This window comes from Microvirgula aerodenitrificans DSM 15089 (assembly GCF_000620105.1).
GTDB classification, from domain to species: domain Bacteria; phylum Pseudomonadota; class Gammaproteobacteria; order Burkholderiales; family Aquaspirillaceae; genus Microvirgula; species Microvirgula aerodenitrificans.
This window is the reverse complement of sequence record NZ_JHVK01000002.1, coordinates 160495-179826: the sequence shown is the minus strand read 5'-3', so window position 1 is coordinate 179826 and position 19332 is coordinate 160495. Positions and strand designations below refer to the sequence as shown.

At 63.4% G+C, this 19332-nt stretch carries 16 protein-coding genes and 1 pseudogene; 14 read left to right on the top strand and 3 right to left on the bottom strand.

Features of this window, described 5'->3' with window-relative positions; all coding sequences use genetic code 11:
* Position 1 precedes the first annotated feature (1 nt).
* The 10 genes from nuoG to Q352_RS0102615 all read left to right on the top strand — a co-directional run bounded on the left by nuoG (position 2) and on the right by Q352_RS0102615 (position 13027).
* On the top strand, positions 2 to 2344 hold the full coding sequence (nuoG, locus tag Q352_RS0102660; RefSeq protein ID WP_028498007.1) for an NADH-quinone oxidoreductase subunit NuoG: 2343 nt from the start codon (positions 2 to 4) through the stop codon (positions 2342 to 2344).
* Between the two features lie 3 nt (positions 2345 to 2347).
* Entirely contained in the window at positions 2348 to 3394 is a 1047-nt protein-coding gene (gene nuoH, locus Q352_RS0102655; RefSeq protein WP_051528632.1) for an NADH-quinone oxidoreductase subunit NuoH, read from the top strand.
* 19 nt (positions 3395 to 3413) lie between these two features.
* Positions 3414 to 3893, top strand: coding sequence for an NADH-quinone oxidoreductase subunit NuoI (gene nuoI, locus Q352_RS0102650; protein WP_199489725.1), 480 nt, complete (start codon positions 3414 to 3416; stop codon positions 3891 to 3893).
* 9 nt (positions 3894 to 3902) lie between these two features.
* On the top strand, positions 3903 to 4541 hold the full coding sequence (locus tag Q352_RS0102645; RefSeq protein ID WP_028498004.1) for an NADH-quinone oxidoreductase subunit J: 639 nt from the start codon (positions 3903 to 3905) through the stop codon (positions 4539 to 4541).
* A gap of 23 nt (positions 4542 to 4564) precedes the next feature.
* On the top strand, positions 4565 to 4870 hold the full coding sequence (nuoK, locus tag Q352_RS0102640) for an NADH-quinone oxidoreductase subunit NuoK (RefSeq protein ID WP_028498003.1): 306 nt from the start codon (positions 4565 to 4567) through the stop codon (positions 4868 to 4870).
* 25 nt (positions 4871 to 4895) lie between these two features.
* Positions 4896 to 6914 carry an NADH-quinone oxidoreductase subunit L gene (gene nuoL, locus Q352_RS0102635; protein ID WP_028498002.1) on the top strand — a complete coding sequence of 673 codons (2019 nt, stop codon included), beginning with the start codon at positions 4896 to 4898 and terminating at the stop codon, positions 6912 to 6914.
* A gap of 39 nt (positions 6915 to 6953) precedes the next feature.
* The gene (locus Q352_RS0102630) at positions 6954 to 8453 is read left to right on the top strand and encodes an NADH-quinone oxidoreductase subunit M (protein ID WP_028498001.1); all 1500 of its coding nucleotides are present in this window, start codon (positions 6954 to 6956) and stop codon (positions 8451 to 8453) included.
* Positions 8454 to 8484: 31 nt separating this feature from the next.
* The gene (nuoN, locus tag Q352_RS0102625) at positions 8485 to 9948 is read left to right on the top strand and encodes an NADH-quinone oxidoreductase subunit NuoN (RefSeq protein ID WP_028498000.1); all 1464 of its coding nucleotides are present in this window, start codon (positions 8485 to 8487) and stop codon (positions 9946 to 9948) included.
* A 152-nt stretch (positions 9949 to 10100) separates the two neighbouring features.
* The gene (gene metF / locus Q352_RS0102620; RefSeq protein ID WP_028497999.1) at positions 10101 to 10937 is read left to right on the top strand and encodes a methylenetetrahydrofolate reductase [NAD(P)H]; all 837 of its coding nucleotides are present in this window, start codon (positions 10101 to 10103) and stop codon (positions 10935 to 10937) included.
* A 224-nt stretch (positions 10938 to 11161) separates the two neighbouring features.
* Positions 11162 to 13027 carry a TonB-dependent copper receptor gene (locus Q352_RS0102615; protein ID WP_169735628.1) on the top strand — a complete coding sequence of 622 codons (1866 nt, stop codon included), beginning with the start codon at positions 11162 to 11164 and terminating at the stop codon, positions 13025 to 13027.
* A 90-nt stretch (positions 13028 to 13117) separates the two neighbouring features.
* Here the strand turns inward: Q352_RS0102615 and Q352_RS19540 are convergent.
* From Q352_RS19540 to rpmB, 3 genes and pseudogenes are all read right to left on the bottom strand, one after another.
* Positions 13118 to 14062: pseudogene (locus Q352_RS19540) on the bottom strand (MFS transporter); the annotation flags it as partial.
* A gap of 220 nt (positions 14063 to 14282) precedes the next feature.
* On the bottom strand, positions 14283 to 14438 hold the full coding sequence (gene rpmG, locus Q352_RS0102605) for a 50S ribosomal protein L33 (protein WP_028453358.1): 156 nt from the start codon (positions 14436 to 14438) through the stop codon (positions 14283 to 14285).
* Positions 14439 to 14478: 40 nt separating this feature from the next.
* Positions 14479 to 14712: a 50S ribosomal protein L28 gene (gene rpmB, locus Q352_RS0102600; RefSeq protein ID WP_028497997.1), complete on the bottom strand. Its 234-nt coding sequence runs from the start codon at positions 14710 to 14712 to the stop codon at positions 14479 to 14481.
* Positions 14713 to 14956: 244 nt separating this feature from the next.
* Between rpmB and pyrG the strand changes: the two genes are divergently transcribed.
* From pyrG to ftsB, 4 genes are all read left to right on the top strand, one after another.
* Entirely contained in the window at positions 14957 to 16594 is a 1638-nt protein-coding gene (pyrG, locus tag Q352_RS0102595; RefSeq protein WP_028497996.1) for a CTP synthase, read from the top strand.
* A 64-nt stretch (positions 16595 to 16658) separates the two neighbouring features.
* Complete coding sequence (kdsA, locus tag Q352_RS0102590; RefSeq protein ID WP_028497995.1) at positions 16659 to 17510, top strand: 3-deoxy-8-phosphooctulonate synthase; 852 nt, start codon at positions 16659 to 16661, stop codon at positions 17508 to 17510.
* Between the two features lie 188 nt (positions 17511 to 17698).
* The gene (gene eno / locus Q352_RS0102585) at positions 17699 to 18982 is read left to right on the top strand and encodes a phosphopyruvate hydratase (RefSeq protein WP_028497994.1); all 1284 of its coding nucleotides are present in this window, start codon (positions 17699 to 17701) and stop codon (positions 18980 to 18982) included.
* A gap of 41 nt (positions 18983 to 19023) precedes the next feature.
* On the top strand, positions 19024 to 19314 hold the full coding sequence (gene ftsB / locus Q352_RS0102580; protein WP_308417828.1) for a cell division protein FtsB: 291 nt from the start codon (positions 19024 to 19026) through the stop codon (positions 19312 to 19314).
* Positions 19315 to 19332: the final 18 nt, after the last annotated feature.

The window sequence follows — 19332 nt, the reverse complement described above, 5'->3', positions numbered from 1 at the left end:
GATGCTTGAAATCGAAATTGACGGTAAGAAACTGACGGTGCCGCAAGGCAGCACCGTGATGGAAGCCGCCCACTCCGTCGGCACCTACATCCCGCACTTCTGCTACCACAAGAAGCTGTCGATCGCTGCGAACTGCCGCATGTGCCTGGTCGAAGTGGAAAAGGCGCCGAAGCCGCTGCCGGCCTGTGCCACCCCGGTGACCGACGGCATGAAGGTGTTCACGCATTCCGATCTGGCCACCAAGGCACAGAAGGGCGTGATGGAATTCCTGCTGATCAACCACCCGCTCGACTGCCCGATCTGTGACCAGGGCGGCGAGTGCCAGTTGCAGGATCTGGCGGTCGGCTACGGTGCCGGCGCGTCGCGCTATCAGGAAGAGAAGCGCAGCGTCGCAGGCAAGGACATGGGTCCGCTGGTCTCGGCCGAAGAAATGAGCCGCTGCATCCATTGCACGCGCTGCGTCCGCTTCACCGAGGAAATCGGCGGCCTGCAGGAAATCGGCATGGCCAACCGTGGCGAGCACTCGGAAATCCTGCCGTTCCTCGGCAAGACCGTGGACTCGGAAATCTCCGGCAACGTGATCGACCTGTGCCCGGTCGGCGCCCTGACCTCGAGGCCGTTCCGCTACAGCGCCCGGCCGTGGGAACTGTCGCGTCGCCGTTCGGTCAGCCCGCACGACGGCCTCGGCAGCAACCTGATCGTTCAGGTCAAGAGCCATGAGGTCAAGCGCGTCCTGCCGCTGGAAAACGAAGAACTGAACGAGTGCTGGCTCGCTGACCGCGACCGCTACTCGTACGAAGCCCTGAATGGCGCCGACCGCCTGACCCGTCCGATGGTCAAGCAGGATGGCAAATGGCTTGAGACCGACTGGGCAGGCGCACTCGACTACGTGTCGCATGCGCTGAAGGACATCGTCGCCCGCGACGGCGCCGACGCCATCGGTTTCCTGGCCTCGAACCATTCGACGCTGGAAGAATTGCTGCTGGTCAAAAAACTGGCCAGTGCGCTCGGGACCGGCAACGTCGATACCCGTGGCCGCCGCGCCGACTTCCGTGCCGATGGCAAACAGCAGGGCGCATTGTGGCTCGGCCGCAGCGTCGCCAGTTTGAGCACGCTCAAATCTGCGCTGCTGATCGGCTCGAATCTGCGCAAGGAGCAGCCGCTGATCGCTGCCCGCCTGCGCCAGGCGGTGAAGAAGGGCACGCAACTGAATGTGGTTGCGCTGGCCGACGACGCGCTGCTGTGCGACACCCGGGTCAAGACCGTGGTCAAGCCGTCGGCGCTGGTCGACACGCTGGCCCGCGTGCTGCGTGCCGTGGCCGAAGCCAAAGATGCCTCGCCGACGGTTGACGTGCGCAATATCGAAGCCGATGACGATGCCCGCGCCATTGCCGCCAGCCTGATCGCCGCCGAAGGCGATGCCGCCGTGCTGCTGGGTGCCCAGGCCGAACATCATCCGCGCTTCGCCGAACTGCTGGCGCTGGCCAACGACATCGCCCGCCTGAGCGGCGCCACCGCCGGTGTGCTCGGCCAGGCTGCCAACTCGGTCGGCGCCGAACTGGTCTGCCGCCCGGCAACGGGTGGCAGTCATGCCGGTGTGATGCTGTCCGAGCCGCGTCAGGCCTATGTGCTGCTGAATACCGAACTCGACTTTGACACCGCGAACGCCCGCCAGGCGCGCGCCGCCGTGGCCAATGCGAAGATGGTTGCCGCCCTGACCGCGTTCAGGACGCCGGAACTGCTCGAATACGCCGACGTGCTGCTGCCGATCGCGCCGTTCAGCGAAACCGCCGGCAGCTTCATCAATATGGAAGGCCGCCTGCAGACCTTCAACGGCGTGGTGCGTCCGCTGGGCGAAACCCGTCCGGCCTGGAAGGTGCTGCGCGTGCTGGGCAATCTGCTCGGTGCTGCCGGCTTCGACTACGAGACGGCCGAAGACGTTCGCGTCGAAGCGCTCGAAGTCGCCGGCGACCTCGCCGCCCGCCTGAACAATGGCGTGAACGGCGTTGCCGTGTCGCTGGCCGTGCCGGCAGCGGCGGGGCTGGAACGCCTGGCCGACGTGCCGCTGTATGCGACCGATGCGCTGGTCCGCCGCGCCCCGAGCCTGCAGCAGACCCGCGAAGCGCGCGAAGCCGCCCTGGCCCGCGTCCATCCGGACACGCTGGCGCAACTCGGTCTGGAACACGGCGCGCAAGCGCTGGCGGTCCAGCAGGGTGGCGAAGCCCGGGTGACGATCGAGGCCGATGCCGGCGTCCCGCCCGGCGTGGTCCGCCTGGCGGCCGCGCTGGCGGAAACGGCCGCGCTCGGCGGTTTCTTCGACACCATTGAACTGAAGCGAGGGTAAGCCGTGGAACTCCTGCAAAGCCTGCTCGGTCAGGACCTCGGCCTGGCCGCCTGGACGCTGTTGAAGATCGTGGTCATCGTGTTGCCGCTGATGGGCTGCGTGGCCTACCTGACGCTCGCCGAGCGCAAGGTCATCGGCTACATGCAGCTGCGGATCGGCCCGAACCGCGTCGGCATCAAGGGTGTGCTGCAGCCGATCGCCGATGCGCTGAAGCTGCTGACCAAGGAAATCATTTTCCCGACCAAGGCCAACAAGGGCCTGTTCATCCTCGGTCCGCTGCTGTCGATCGGACCGGCACTGGCCGCCTGGGCGGTGATCCCGTTCTCGCCGGAACTGGTGCTGGCCAATATCGACGCCAGCCTGCTGTACATCATGGCCATCACGTCGATCGGCGTGTACGGCGTGATCGTGGCCGGCTGGGCCTCGAACTCGAAGTATGCATTCCTCGGCGCCATGCGCTCCGCGGCGCAGATCGTGTCGTATGAAATCGCCATGGGCTTTGCCCTGGTGTGCGTGCTGATGGTGACCGGCTCGCTGAACCTGGTCGACATCGTTACCCAGCAGGGCCACGGCATGGCAGGCGGTTCGCTGCTGTCGTGGAACTGGGTGCCGCTGTTCCCGATGTTCGTGGTCTACCTGGTCTCGGGTGTGGCCGAAACCAACCGCGCGCCGTTCGACGTTGCGGAAGGCGAATCGGAAATCGTTGCCGGCTTCCACGTCGAATACTCGGGCATGGCCTTCGCGGTGTTCTTCCTGGCCGAATACGCGAACATGATCCTGATCGCGATGCTGACCTCGCTGATGTTCCTCGGCGGCTGGCTGTCGCCGTTCCCGGCATCGGTTCCGTTCCTGGGCGCTGGCGGTTTCCACTGGCTGGTGCTAAAGATCGCATTCATCCTGTTCTGCTTCCTGTGGTTCCGCGCCACCTTCCCGCGCTATCGCTATGACCAGATCATGCGTCTGGGCTGGAAAGTGTTCATCCCGGTGACCCTGGTGTGGCTGGTGTTGGTGGGTGTGTGGATGATGAGCCCGCTGTCCATCTGGAACTGAGGCGGGAGAAAAGACCATGATCAAGAACTTTTTCAAGACCTTCCTGCTGACGGAACTGGTGAAGGGGCTGGCGGTTACCGGCCGCCACTTCTTCTCCCGCAAGATCACCGTGCAGTACCCGGAAGAAAAGACCCCGATCAGCCCGCGTTTCCGCGGCCTGCACGCGCTGCGTCGCTACCCGAACGGTGAGGAGCGCTGCATTGCCTGCAAGCTGTGCGAAGCCGTCTGCCCGGCGATGGCGATCAATATCGAGTCGGAAAAGCGCGAGGACAACACGCGCCGTACCACCCGCTACGAGATCGACCTGACCAAGTGCATTTTCTGTGGCTTCTGCGAGGAATCTTGTCCGGTGGACTCCATCGTCGAGACGCACATCCTCGAATACCATGGCGAAAAGCGCGGCGACCTCTACTACACCAAGCCGATGCTGCTCGCCGTCGGCGACCGCTACGAGGCCGAGATCGCCAAGAACCGCGAACTCGACGCGAAATACCGCTAAGGGGAAAGCATGTCGTTCCAGCTGATTCTGTTCTACGCGCTGTCCGCGCTGCTGCTGTTCGCCGGGGTGAGGGTCATTACCTCGAAAAACCCGGTGCACGCGGCGCTCAACCTCGTGCTCGCCTTCTTCGTGTCCGCCGGCCACTGGCTGCTGCTGCAGTCCGAGTTCCTGGCCATCGCGCTGGTGCTGGTCTATGTCGGCGCAGTGATGGTGCTGTTCCTGTTCGTGGTCATGATGCTCGACATCAACTTCGACAAGCTGCGTGAAGGGTTCTGGAAGCATCTGCCGTTCGCGCTGGTGGTGGCCGTCGTGCTGATCGCCGAGATGGTCTACGTGCTCGGCGGCCCGAATGCCCAGCTCGGACTCGAAGCGCCGGCGCCGCTGGCTGCCGACTACAGCAACGTCCGCGACATCGGCCTGCAGCTGTACACCACCTACCTGTATCCGTTCGAGCTGGCCGCCGTGCTGCTGCTGGTCGGTATCGTTGCCGCGATTGCGCTGACCCAGCGCCAGCGCAAGGAAACCAAGTGGGTCGATCCGGCTACCCAGGTAGTGGTCAAACGCGATGACCGCGTCCGCCTCGTCAAGATGGCGGCCGTAAAGCGCGACGACGCCGAAGACGCGCCGACAACCGACAACAACGCCTAAGGCGCGAAAGGGAGGAAAAACACATGCTCACACTGACGCACTTCCTCGTGCTGGCCGCGGTTCTGTTTGCGGTAAGCGTGCTCGGCATCTTTCTGAACCGCAAGAACGTGATCGTGCTGCTGATGGCGATCGAACTCATGCTGCTCGCGGTCAACTTCAACTTCATCGCCTTCTCGCATTACCTCGGTGATACGGCAGGGCAGATCTTCGTGTTCTTCATCCTGACCGTGGCCGCGGCGGAATCCGCGATCGGTCTGGCGATTCTGGTTGTGCTGTTCCGCAACCTGAACACGATCAACGTTGAAGACTTGGGCAGCCTGAAGGGCTAAGCACACAGGGAATAGAGACAAAAAAATGGACATGAAAAGCCTCTATCTGCTGATCGCGCTGGCGCCTCTCGCGGGTTCCGCGATTGCCGGCCTGTTCGGCTGGGCGATCAGTCGGCGCGCCGCACACATGGTGACCATCCTCGGGGTGGCCGTGTCGTGCGTCGGTTCGATCAGCGTTCTGAGCGGCATCCTGAACGGCGCGCAACCGTTCAACGGTGACGTCTACACCTGGCTGACCGTTGCCGGCCATACCTATTCGGTCGGCTTCCTGATCGACTCGCTGACGGCGATGATGATGGTCGTGGTGACCTCGGTGTCGCTGATGGTGCACATCTACACCATCGGCTACATGGCGGAAGACCCCGGCTACAACCGCTTCTTCAGCTATATCTCGCTGTTCACCTTCTCGATGCTGATGCTGGTGATGAGCAACAACTTCGTCCAGCTGTTCTTCGGCTGGGAAGCGGTGGGCCTGGTGTCCTACCTGCTGATCGGCTTCTGGTTCAAGCGTCCGACCGCGATCTTCGCCAACCTGAAGGCCTTCCTGGTCAACCGGGTCGGTGACTTCGGCTTCGCGCTCGGCATCGGCATGGTGCTGTACTACTTCGGCGGTTCGCTGAACTACACCGAAGTGTTTGCCAACGCGCCGGTACTGAAGGACGCGACCATCCAGCTGATCCCTGGCACCGACTGGTCGCTGATGACCGTGACCTGCATCCTGCTGTTCATCGGCGCGATGGGCAAATCGGCCCAGTTCCCGCTGCATGTGTGGCTGCCTGACTCGATGGAAGGTCCGACGCCGATCTCGGCGCTGATCCACGCCGCCACCATGGTGACGGCCGGCATCTTCATGGTCGCCCGCATGAGCCCGCTGTTCGAACTGTCTGATACCGCGCTGTCCTTCGTGCTGGTCATCGGCTCGATCACGGCGCTGTTCATGGGCTTCCTCGGCATCGTGCAGAACGACATCAAGCGTGTCGTCGCCTACTCGACGCTGTCGCAACTCGGCTACATGACCGTCGCGCTCGGCGCCTCGGCCTACAACGTCGCCGTGTTCCACCTGATGACGCACGCGTTCTTCAAGGCGCTGCTGTTCCTGGCCGCCGGCAGCGTGATCATCGGCATGCACCATGATCAGGACATGCGCAACATGGGTGGCCTGCGCAAGTACATGCCGATTACCTGGATCACCAGCCTGATCGGTTCGCTGGCGCTGATCGGCACCCCGTTCTTCTCCGGCTTCTACTCGAAGGACTCGATTATCGAGGCCGTGCATGCCTCGACGCTGCCGGGCGCGCAGTTCGCGTACTTCGCCGTCATCGCCGGCGTGTTCGTCACCGCGTTCTACAGCTTCCGCCTGTACTTCCTGGTCTTCCATGGCAAGGAACGCTGGATGCAGAAGGGCCACCATGACCATCATGGCGACGACCACGGCGAGCATCACCACGGTCTGGGCCCGAACGACAAGCCGCATGAAAGCCCGTGGGTCGTGACGCTGCCGCTGGTGCTGCTGGCGATCCCGTCGCTGCTGATCGGCTACTTCACCATCGAACCGATGCTGTATGGCGACTTCTTCAAGCAGGCCATCTTCGTCAACGCCGAACTCCACCCTGCGATGTCCGTCATCGCCGAAGAGTTCCATGGCGCGGCGGCGATGAGCATGCATGCCCTGTCGACGCTGCCGCTGTGGCTGGCCATCGCCGGGGTGGCAACTGCCTACGTGTTCTACATGGTCGCGCCGCAGATTCCCGCCGCGATCCGCAAAGCCGCCAGCCCGATCTACACCCTGCTGGACAACAAGTACTACATGGACGATCTGTACTTTGCCGTATTCGCCAAGGGCTCGCGCCTGCTCGGTACCGGCTTCTGGAAGATCGGCGATCAGACCCTGATTGACGGACTGATCGTCAACGGCTCGGCCCGCGTGGTCGGTTCGCTGGCCGCGGTGGTACGCAAGGTGCAGACGGGCTTCATCTACAGCTACGCCACCGCCATGGTCATCGGCGTGCTGGTGCTGCTCACCCTATTCGTGGTCGGCTTCTAAGACCTGTAGACGATTTAGAAAGAAAAGCTAGGTTCGAAAATGAGTGAGAATCTGCTCAGTCTGGTGATCTGGGTCCCGATCGTGGCCGGGTTGCTGACTTTGGCTACCGGAGGGGACCGGAACGCATCGCTGGCGCGAGTCATCGCGCTGGTCGGTGCACTGGCTGGCTTCGCATTGTCGTTGCCGCTGTACTTCGATTTCACGCCGCTGCATGGCGGCATGCAATTCGAGGAGTTCACCCCGTGGTTCGCCAGTCTTAACATCAACTACCATCTGGGTGTCGACGGCATCTCGATGTGGCTGGTCATCCTGAACAGCTTCACTACCGTACTGGTGGTGCTGGCCGGCTGGCAGGTGGTCGAGAAGCGCGTCGCGCAGTACTTCGCCGCCTTCCTGATCATGTCCGGGCTGATCAACGGTGCGTTCGCCGCACTGGACGCCGTGCTGTTCTACGTGTTCTTCGAAGCGATGCTGATCCCGATGTACCTGGTGATCGGCGTATGGGGCGGACCGCGTCGCGTGTATGCGTCGATCAAGTTCTTCCTGTACACGCTGCTCGGCTCGCTGCTGATGCTGGTGTCGTTCATCTACCTGTACTTCCAGGCCCAGGGGAGCTTCGAGATCCTGAAGTTCCACATGGTGCCGCTGTCGATGACGGCGCAGATCCTGCTGTTCGTGGCCTTCTTCTTCTCGTTCGCGGTCAAGGTGCCGATGTTCCCGGTGCACACCTGGCTGCCGGACGCGCACGTGGAAGCCCCGACCGGCGGTTCGATGGTGCTGGCCGCCATCACGCTGAAGCTCGGCGCCTACGGCTTCCTGCGTTTCCTGCTGCCGATCGTGCCGGATGCCGCGCGCGAACTGCAGTGGCTGATGATTGTGCTGTCGCTGATTGCGGTGGTGTATATCGGCCTGGTGGCGCTGGTGCAGACCGACATGAAGAAACTGGTCGCGTATTCGTCGATCGCGCACATGGGCTTCGTCACCCTGGGCTTCTTCATGTTCACGCCTGACGGCCAGCTGAACCAGTGGGCAGTCGAAGGCGCGCTGGTGCAGATGATCTCGCACGGCTTCGTGTCCGCCGCCATGTTCATGAGCATCGGCGTGCTGTACGACCGCCTGCACAGCCGCAATATCGCCGACTACGGCGGTGTGGCCAACAAGATGCCGATCTATGCCGCGTTCGCGCTGCTGTTTGCGATGGCCAACGCCGGCCTGCCGGCCACGTCGGGCTTCGTCGGCGAGTTCATGGTCATCATGGGCGCGGTGCAGGTCAACTTCTGGTTCGCGTTCTTCGCCGGCACCACGCTGATCTTCGGCGCTGCCTACACGCTGTGGATGTACAAGCGGGTGATCTTCGGTGACGTTGCCAACGAAAAGGTGGCCGAGCTGAAAGACGTGAACAAGCGCGAGTTCCTGATCCTGGCGGTGCTGGCCATCGCGGTGCTCGGCATGGGCCTCTATCCGCAGATGTTCGTGGAGGTGATGCACACCAGCGTCAACGATCTTCTGAGCCACGTGGCTCAGAGCAAGCTGATGTAAGTCGCCAACCCGCAACAAGGAAACACATCAAATGAGTTGGGCTGATTTGAATCTGATGCCGGCCTTGCCGGAGATCGTGCTGCTGTGCGCGGCGCTGGCGATCCTCATCATCGACCTGTTCGTGAAGAGCGAACGCCGCGGCGTCACCTATGCACTGTCGATGCTGACCCTGATCGGCACCGCCGTCGCCGTGGTCGCGTCCTGGGTCCCGTACCCGGTGCTGACCTTCAGCGGCATGTACATTGCCGACCCGGTGTCGAGCCTGTCCAAGCTGGGGCTGCTGGTCGCCGTGGGTGCCACCTTCGTCTATGCGCGGCAGTATGCGCATGACCGCGGCTTCCTGAAGGGCGAACTGTTTACCCTCGGGCTGTTCTCGCTGCTGGGCATGTTCGTCATGGTGTCGGCCAGCCACTTCCTGACCCTGTACATCGGTCTGGAGCTGCTGTCGCTGTCGCTGTACGCCATGATCGCCATGTCGCGCGAATCGATTCCGGCCACCGAAGCGGCGATGAAGTATTTCGTGCTTGGCGCGCTGGCGTCCGGCCTGCTGCTGTACGGCATCTCGATGGTGTACGGCGCAACCGGTTCGCTGCAGATCAGTGACGTGGCGCACGCCATCGGCGCCGGTCAGGCAAATACCACCCTGGTCAGCTTCGGTCTGGTGTTCATCATTGCCGGCCTCGCGTTCAAGCTCGGCGCCGTGCCGTTCCACATGTGGGTGCCGGACGTGTACCAGGGGGCGCCGACGGCGGTCACCGTGCTGATCGGCTCCGCGCCGAAGCTGGCGGCCTTCGTGTTCACCTTCCGCTTCCTGGCCCAGGCCCTGGCGCCGGCAGCGGTGGCATGGCAGCCGATGCTGGTCATCCTGGCCGTGGCCTCGCTGGTACTCGGCAACCTGGCCGCGATCATGCAGACCAACATCAAGCGCATGCTGGCCTACTCGACCATCTCGCACATGGGCTTCCTGCTGATCGGCATCCTGGCGGCCAGCCCGTCCGGCTACACCGCCGCGCTGTTCTACGCGATCACCTACATGCTGACCGCGCTGGCCAGCTTCGGCATCCTGGTGGCGCTGTCGCGGGCTGGTTTCGAATGCGAAACCATGGATGACCTCAAGGGTCTGAACCAGAAGAATGCCTGGTACGCGCTGCTGGTGCTGTTTGCCATGTTCTCGATGGCCGGCATTCCGCCGATGGTCGGCTTCTACGCCAAGTTTGCGGTGCTGAAGGCTGCCGTCGACGCCGGTCTGCTGTGGCTGGCCGTGGTCGGCGTGATGATGTCGCTGATCGGTGCGTTCTACTACCTGCGGGTGGTCAAGGTGGTCTACTTTGACGACGCGACCGACACCAGCAGTGGCGACAAGCTCACCATCGGTGGCGACATGAAACTGGTGCTCGGCCTGAACGGCCTGGCCCTGCTGGTCCTCGGCGTGCTGCCGAACGGCCTGTACGCCGCCTGCCTGGAAGCCATGCGCCAGTCGCTGGGCGGCATGTAAGCGCTGCCAGCAACCGACAGACGCCCGCGGGATCGCTCCCGCGGGCGTTTTTGCGTCGGCCTGCCATATCGTTATGCGAACGGATGCCTTGTCTATGGCGGGCGCTTTAGGCACAGTTCAGGATAAGTGCAATCATTCGCAGAGATTCAGGTATGTCGTCGGTCAAACCCACCATCAGTTTCGAGTTCTTTCCGCCCAAGACCGAAGAAGGGCATGCCAGACTGGCCACGGCGCGCAAGCAGCTGGCCCACTTCAAGCCGGCCTTCTTCTCGGTGACGTTTGGCGCCGGTGGCACCACGCGCGAGGGCACCCTGCGTGCCGTGCTCGATATCCGTGACGCCGGCTATGCCGCCGCCCCCCACCTGTCCTGCATCGGCTCGACCCGGGACAATATCCGCTCCATCCTCGACGAATACCGCGAGAAGGGCATCCGCCACGTGGTGGCGCTGCGCGGTGACATCCCGTCCGGCATGGGCGAAGTCGGCGAGTTCCGCTATGCCAACGAGCTGGTTTCGTTTATCCGCGATACCCACGGCGATCATTTCCATATCGAGGTGGCGGCCTACCCGGACTATCACCCGCAGGCGGTCAATGCCCGTGCCGACCTCGATGCCTTCGCCGGCAAGGTCCGTGCCGGTGCCAACTCGGCGATCACCCAGTATTTCTTCAATGCCGACGCCTACTTCGCCTTCGTCGACGAAGCCAGCGCGCGCGGCGTCGACATCCCGATCGTGCCGGGCATCATGCCGATCTACAACTTCAGCCAGCTGGCCCGCTTCTCCGACCTGTGCGGCGCCGAAATTCCGCGCTGGCTGCGGCTGAAGCTGCAGGCCTATGGCGATGATGTCGCCTCGATCCGCGCGCTGGGGCTGGATGTGGTGACCGAGCTGTGCGACCGGCTGCTGTCGAATGGCGCGCCGGGCCTGCACTTCTATACGCTGAATGCCGCCGGCAGCGTGTCGACGCTGTGCCAGCGGCTCGGGCTGTAACCCGGTTGATGCCGGTCAACGCAATGACATGAAACCGGTCCGGCTGCGACGCTATGTCGCAGGGATGAACGGCCGCATGGGCTTACCATGCGGCCGTTCTTATTCGGATTGATGTCGTCATGTTTTTACGGAATCAAACTATTCTTATCGGCTTGGCTGTTTCGCCGGCTGTTTTTGCAAATTCCCCCGAGGCGGGGGCGGCGACGCAACTGGACGAGGTCGTGGTGACGGCCGCGCCAACCACGGCACCGCTGACGGTGACGCTGGACCCGCGAGCGACCTATCAGCCGGCGCCGGCGGCAGATGGCGCCGGCCTGCTGAAAGCGATTCCCGGCTTCAACGTCACCCGCAAGGGCGGCAGCGGCGGTGACCCGCTGTTTCGCGGTCTTGGTGGCGGGCGGCTGGATATCCAGGCCGACGGCACCGGCCTGTATGGCGGCTGCGGCGGTCGCATGGACCCGCCGACCGCGTACCTGAACCCGGAAACGTTTGACCGCGTGACGCTGCTGAAAGGGCCGCAGACAGTCAAGCACGGGCCGGTCGCCTTTGCCGGCACGGTGCTGTTCGAGCGCGAAGCGCCGGCGTTTGTCGAGCCGGGCATCGAGGGGCAGGCCAGTCTGCTGGTCGGTCGTGACGGGCGGGTCGACTCCGGGCTGAACTTCTCCGCCGGCAGCTCGCAGGCCTATGTGCGCATCAGCACCCAGACCAATGACAGCGACGATTATCACGACGGCAACGGCAATGCGGTGCACAGCGAGAGCAAGCGCCGCGCCGGTTCGCTGACGATCGGCATCACGCCGACCGAGAACACCACGCTGGAAGCCAGCTACGACATCAGTCGCGCCGAGGCCGCCTATGCCGACCGTGGCATGGACGGCAGCAAATTCGATCGCAATGCGTGGAATCTCAAGTTCGAACAGCGCAACCTCACCAGCTGGCTGAACAAGGTCGGGGTGCAGGTGTTCCGCAGCTACGTCGACCACGTGATGGACAACTACACTTTCCGCAGCACGCCGAAGATGAAGCAGGCGGCGATGAATCCGGACCGCACCGTGACCGGTGGCCGCGCCTATACCCAGTTTGCCGTTGGCGATGGCGAACTGGATGTCGGTTTTGACTGGCAGGATGACCAGCACCGCAGCCGCATGGGCATGATGGGCGCCGACTACCACGACAAGCCGTACGCGGCCGACATGTCGCTGGAACGGCGCGGCGTGTATGGCGAGCTGTCGTACCCGCTGGCCACCCGGACCCGGCTGATCGCCGGCCTGCGCCGCGATCGCGACGAGGCCCGCGACGACAAGCAGCTTGTGAATGGCACGGCCAATCCGAACTACGGGGTGACCCAGCGCAACAATCTGGACAGCGGCTTCATTCGTCTCGAACAGCGCTTCACCGATCCGCTGACGCTGTATGCCGGCTTTGGTCACGCCGAGCGCGGCGCCGACTACTGGGAACGCAATGCGCGCTTCAACCTGAAGCCGGAAACGCTGAACCAGCTCGACGTGGGCGCCTTGTGGCAGGGCGAGAGTCTGTCCGCGTCGCTGTCGCTGTTTGCCGGCCGCATCGATGACTACATCCTGGTCGACTATCGCGCGGCCAAGACCACGGCACGCAATGTCGACGCCAACCGTCGTGGCGGTGAGGCCGATGTGAAATGGCGCTTCCTGCCCGGCTGGACGCTGGGTGGTGCGCTGGCCTATGTCTGGGCCGAGAACGACAGCGAAGGCCGCCCGCTGGGGCAGACGCCGCCGCTGGAAGGTCGGGTGACGCTGAACTACGACAATGACCGCTGGTCGGCTGGTGGCCTGTGGCGGGTGGTGTCGGCGCAGGACCGGGTCGACATCGGTACCGGCAACATCATCGGCCGCGACCTGGGCACGACGCCGGGCTTTGCCACGCTGTCGATCAATGCCGGCTACAAGCCGCTGAAGAACCTGCAGCTGACCGCCGGCATCGACAACCTGTTCGACCGCACTTATGCCGAGTCGGTCAGCAAGGCCGGTGCCATGGTGGCCGGCTATGAGCAGACCAGCCGTGTCAATGAGCCGGGCCGGACCTGGTGGGTCAAGGGCCAGTACCGGTTTTGACTGCCTCCTTTGATGAGCGCGGGGGAGGGGAGTGGCGTCGGTGCACGCCCGACTGATTGCGGGGGCGGTGGAGCACGGCAGTCCCCTGTTTCACCCCGCCACCCTCCGCCCTCGCCGCCGCGAGGGGACCTCGCTGCGCTCGTCCGTTCTTCGCGCAAAGAGGATGAGGCTGCCCAGTGACAGCAGGAAGGCGCTGCCGGCGCCATAGCTCATGACCCAGCCGAAGCCGGATGCCAGGGCGGCGTGAATGGCGTCGGCCGGGACCGTCGACTGCGCCAGCAGTGCGGCCTGTGCCGTCGGGTCGGCGGCCGCGAGGATCATTTCCGCGAACAGGCGCGGTCCGGCGTCATCCTGCATTTTCAGCGTGTCGCGCAGGCTGCTCATGGCGTCCTCCACCAGAATGAACCCGATCAGGGCAATGTTGAAGGCAAGCGATGTCATGCGTGCACTCATGTCCACGCCGGACGCCATGCCCGCGCGCTCGCTGCGTACTGCCGCAGTAATGGTGTTGCTGACCGGTGTGTTGGTCAGGCCAAGGCCGATGCCGGCGAGACTCACGGCCGACAGGCTGATGATGCCGGCCAGGTCCAGACTGAGGGCGTGCGGGTCGCGCGATTCACGCACGCCAGCCCGGGCCAGGAACAGCGTGACGACGGCCAGAACGACATGGACCAGGAAGACCCATCGCCAGTTTGCCAGCGTCAGGATGGCACTGCCGATGATCGGGCCGAAGCCCAGGCCGATGCCGAAAATGATGCCCCACCAGGCGAAGGCCCGGCCACGCTCGCGCCTGGCCCGGAATTGGCTGGACAGGATGGCGACCTGGCAGATCAGCATCAGTGCCGCGCTCAGGCCCTGAAGGAAGCGTGCGGCAATCAGGACCGGGGCGCTTGCGGTCAGGCCGCATACCAGCGATGTCGCGGCAAAGGCGACGATGCCGGTCAGGAACAGGCGCTTGCGGCCATAGCGGTCGGCCAGCGTCCCGGCGGCCATCAGGATGGTGGTCATGGCGAGGGTGTAGGCCGCCATGACCCACTGGAGCTGCCTGAAGCCGGGCCGCCATCTATCGCGAGCATCGCCCGGTCAAGCGCCGCGAGGCCGGGCACTGAGCCGTCCGTCACCGCACAAAATGAAAACCGCCCGCGCATCGCTGCAGGGGCGGTTTTTCTTACCCGACCGGCCGGGCAATTCCCAACGAATGGGCGTGACCTGCCGAGAGGTGGTGTGAGCCGAATCCACTCGGCAACCCGCTCAATTACTTGAGCTTGGTTTCCTTGTAGATCACATGCTTGCGCGCAACCGGATCGAATTTCTTGATTTCCATCTTTTCCGGCATGGTGCGCTTGTTTTTGGTCGTGGTGTAGAAATGACCGGTACCAGCGGTCGATTCCAGCTTGATCTTGTCACGCATGATGGTGGCGTTCCTTAACTAAACTTGGGGAGAGGCGAAATCAGAATTCGCCGCGAGCGCGCAGATCGGCCAGCACGACTTCGATGCCGACCTTGTCGATGGTGCGCAGCGCAGCGTTCGACACGCGCAGGCGAACCCAGCGGTTCTCGCTCTCAACCCAGAAGCGACGGTACTGCAGGTTCGGCAGGAACCGACGCTTGGTCTTGTTATTGGCGTGGGAAACATTGTTGCCCACCATCGGACGCTTGCCGGTCACTTTGCAAACTCGCGCCATGATGTTAAATCTCCAGAATCCGGTAAAAGCGGGCTTTATAGCATAAAAAGACCTGCCTGCTCAAGCCTTTGCCAGAGCAGGTGTTGCGGCGGGGGTCTCGGGACGGGGACTGCAGCCCGGCGGTTCGCAACACGACGCGCGGGCGGTTCCGATTGTCGTCTAAAGTCAATGTGTTGACCAGCTGTCAATTGAGTGGCCCGCGCTTTACGGCTACAATCCCGGATTCCGTTGAGTCTGTATTCCCATGACCAAGTTCATCTTTGTTACCGGCGGCGTTGTCTCCTCACTGGGTAAAGGCATCGCCGCCGCGTCCATTGCGGCTATCCTCGAATCGCGTGGTCTCAAAGTCACCATGCTGAAGCTGGACCCCTACATCAACGTCGACCCGGGCACGATGAGCCCGTTCCAGCACGGCGAAGTGTTCGTGACCGAGGACGGGGCCGAAACCGACCTTGATCTGGGCCACTACGAGCGCTTCATCAAGTCGAAGATGCGCAAGTCGAACAACTTCACCACCGGGCAGGTGTACGAGGCCGTCATCGGCAAGGAACGCCGCGGTGACTATCTCGGCGGGACCGTGCAGGTGATCCCGCACATCACCGACGAGATCAAGCTCAAGGTGCGCGAAGGCGCCGGCAATGTCGACGTCGCCATCGTCGAAATCGGCGGCACGGTCGGCGACATCGAGTCGCTGCCGTTCCTGGAAGCCATCCGCCAGATGCGCTCGAATCTCGGCCGCAAGAACACGCTGTACGTCCACCTGTCGTACGTGCCGTTCATTGCCACCGCCGGCGAAATCAAGACCAAGCCGACCCAGCACTCGGTGAAGGAACTGCGCGAGATCGGCATCCAGCCGGACATCCTGCTGTGCCGGATGGACCGCGAGCTGCCGGACGACGAAAAGCGCAAGATCGCGCTGTTCTGCAATGTGGAAGAAAACGCCGTCATCGGCTGCTACGACTCCGATTCGATCTACAAGGTGCCGGCGATGCTGCATGCCCAGGGCATCGACGACATCATCTGTGAGCACATGCAGCTCGATCTGCCGAAGGCCGACCTGTCGGCCTGGGACCGCATCATCGATGCGATCGAGCACCCGTCGCGTTCGGTCAATATTGCCATGGTCGGCAAGTACGTCGACCTGACCGAATCGTACAAGTCGCTGTCCGAGGCGCTGAAGCACGCCGGCATCCACACCCGCAGCGAAGTGAACATCAACTACATCGACTCCGAAGAAGTCGAGCGCGACGGCTGCGCCGCACTGCGCGGCATGGATGCGATCCTGGTGCCGGGCGGTTTCGGCAAGCGCGGTGTCGAAGGCAAGATCAAGGCGGTCCGTTACGCCCGCGAGCACAACATCCCGTATCTCGGCATCTGTCTCGGCATGCAGATCGCGCTGATCGAATACGCACGCGACAAGGCCGGCCTGGCCGGTGCCAATTCGACCGAGTTCGATCCGGAAACGGAATACCCGGTTGTGGCGCTGATCGACGAATGGGTGAACCACGACGGCAAGGTCGAAACCCGCGACGAAAACTCGAACCTCGGCGGCACCATGCGTCTGGGCGGGCAGGAATGCCGGCTGGAGCAGGGCTCGCTGGCGGCACGGGTGTACGGCGCCGACACCATTGTCGAACGTCATCGCCACCGCTACGAAGTGAACAACTACTACGTGCCGCGCCTCGAAGCCGCCGGGTTGAAGATCAGTGGCCGTTCGACCGGTGCCGAGCAACTGGTGGAAACCGTCGAGTTGCCGGATCACCGCTGGTTCTTCGCCTGCCAGTTCCACCCCGAGTTCACCTCGACCCCGCGTGACGGCCACCCGCTGTTCACCGCGTACATCGAAGCCGCACTGGCCTACCAGGCGGAAAAGAACCGCTAATCCGGCACCCCGGGGCCGCTCTCGACTGCGAGGCGGCCGTGCCGTACCGACAAGGACGCTATCCATGAAACTGTGCGGATTCGAAACTGGCCTCGACCAGCCGTTGTTCCTGATTGCCGGGCCGTGTGTGATCGAAGGCGAGCAGTTCGCCATCGACACAGCCGGGCAGATCAAGGAAATTGCCGACAGCCTCGGCATTCCGTTCATCTACAAGTCGAGCTACGACAAGGCCAACCGCAGTTCGGACCAGTCGTTCCGCGGTTACGGCATCGACGAAGGGCTGCGCATTCTGGAGAAGGTCCGCAAGCAGGTTGGCGTGCCGATCCTGACCGATGTGCATACCGAAGCCGAGGCGCCGATCGCCGCCAGCGTGGTCGACGTGCTGCAGACGCCGGCCTTCCTGTGCCGGCAGACCGACTTCATTCGCGCCGTCGCTGCGACCGGCAAGCCGGTCAACATCAAGAAGGGGCAGTTCCTCGCCCCGGGCGACATGCTGAATGTGGTGGCCAAGGCCCGTCACGCGGCGCGTGAAGCCGGCCATGACGGTGATACGGTGATGGTGTGCGAACGCGGTGCGTCGTTCGGCTACAACAACCTGGTGTCCGACATGCGCGGGCTGGCGATCATGCGCAATACCGGTTGCCCGGTCGTGTATGACGCGACCCACTCGGTGCAGTTGCCGGGCGGGCAGGGTACCAGTTCCGGCGGTCAGCGCGAGTTCGTGCCGGTGCTGGCGCGTGCCGCCGTTGCGGCCGGCATCTCCGGGCTGTTCATGGAAACCCATCCGGAGCCGTCCAGGGCAATGTCGGACGGGCCGAACGCCTGGCCGCTGCCGCGGCTGTATGAACTGCTGGCCACGCTGGTCGAGCTTGACCGCCTGGTCAAGTCCCGTCCGCTGGCCGAGACCGGTCTGTAATCGGGTATCAGGGTGTTGCCGGTCGGCAATACCGGAACGGGCCGGCGTCATGCCGGCCGGTTTGTATTCTCCGCCTTCGCGTTTGCGAGGGCGTTTGCTGATGCGGCAGCCTGTACCACTCCGGGTGGGCGGCTGCCGCAAATACTGTGTTGCTCTACAACTACGTCCGAAATTGAAGGGGAGTCTTGATGAGTTCGATCGTTGATGTGATCGCCCGGGAAGTGCTGGATTCGCGCGGCAATCCGACTGTCGAGTGCGATGTATGGCTCGACAGCGGCGTGATGGGCCGTGCGGCGGTGCCGTCCGGTGCCTCGACCGGCGAGAAGGAAGCGCTCGAACTGCGCGACGGTGACGGAGGACGCTACCTCGGCCGCGGCGTGCTGAAGGCGGTTGAGCATGTCAACGGTGAAATCTGCGAAGCGCTGATCGGCCTCGATCCCGCCGACCAGGGCTATATCGACCAGACCATGCTGGCGCTGGACGGCACCGACAACAAGGGTCGCCTCGGCGCGAACGCGATCCTGGCCGTCTCGGTGGCGACCGCCAAGGCCGCAGCCCAGGAAGCCGGGCTGCCGCTGTACCGCTACCTCGGCGGCGCCGGTCCGATGAGCCTGCCGGTGCCGATGATGAACGTCATCAATGGCGGCGCGCACGCGAACAACACGCTCGACATCCAGGAATTCATGATCATGCCGGTGGGCGCCGGCAGCTTCCGCGAAGCGCTGCGCTGCGGCGCCGAAGTGTTCCATGCGCTGAAGAAGCTGTGCAACAAGGCCGGCCATTCGACCGCCGTTGGCGACGAAGGCGGTTTTGCACCGAACCTGGCCCGCAATGAAGACGCGCTGAAGATGGTGCTCGACGCGATCGATGCGGCCGGCTATGTGCCGGGCGAAGACGTGCTGCTGGCACTCGACTGCGCCAGCTCCGAGTTCTACAAGGACGGCAAGTACCATCTGGCCAGCGAAGGGCTGCAACTGAGCAGCGAAGGCTTCGCCGACTACCTGGCCACCCTGGCATCGAACTACCCGATCATCTCGATCGAGGACGGCATGAGCGAGCACGACTGGGCCGGCTGGAAGATCCTGACCGACAAGCTGGGCCGTGACGTGCAACTGGTCGGCGACGACGTGTTCGTCACCAACCCGAAGATCCTCGGCGAAGGCATCCGCCAGGGCATCGCCAACAGCCTGCTGGTCAAGATCAACCAGATCGGCTCGCTGACCGAAACGCTGAAGGCGGTGGATCTGGCCAAGCGTTCGGGTTACACCAGCGTGATGAGCCATCGCTCGGGTGAAACCGAAGACAGCACCATTGCCGATCTGGCGGTGGCGACCAACTGCATGCAGATCAAGACCGGCTCGCTGTCGCGCTCCGATCGCATGGCGAAATACAATCAGTTGCTGCGCATCGAAGAGGAACTCGGTGCTGCCGCGTACTACCCGGGCCGCGCCGCGTTCTATCATCTGAAGTAATGTCACTGCAGGCACCACCGGAATACGGTGGTGCCTCTTCAATGCCCATGCGCTCCGTCACCCTCATTCTTGTCGTCGGCATCCTCGTCCTGCAGTGGCCCATGTGGTTCGGCAAGGGCAGCTGGATCCGCGTCATGCAGATCGAAAGCCAGCTGTCCGAGCAACGGACGGTGAACGAGCGGCTGCTCGCGCGCAATACGGCGATGGCGGCCGATGTCCGCGACCTCAAACAGGGGCACGAAGCCGTCGAGGAACGTGCCCGCAACGAGCTGGGCATGGTCAAGCCCGGCGAAGTCTTTTTCCAGGTGCTGGGCCGTCCGTCCGGACGTTGAGTCTCTTGCTGCAGTCCG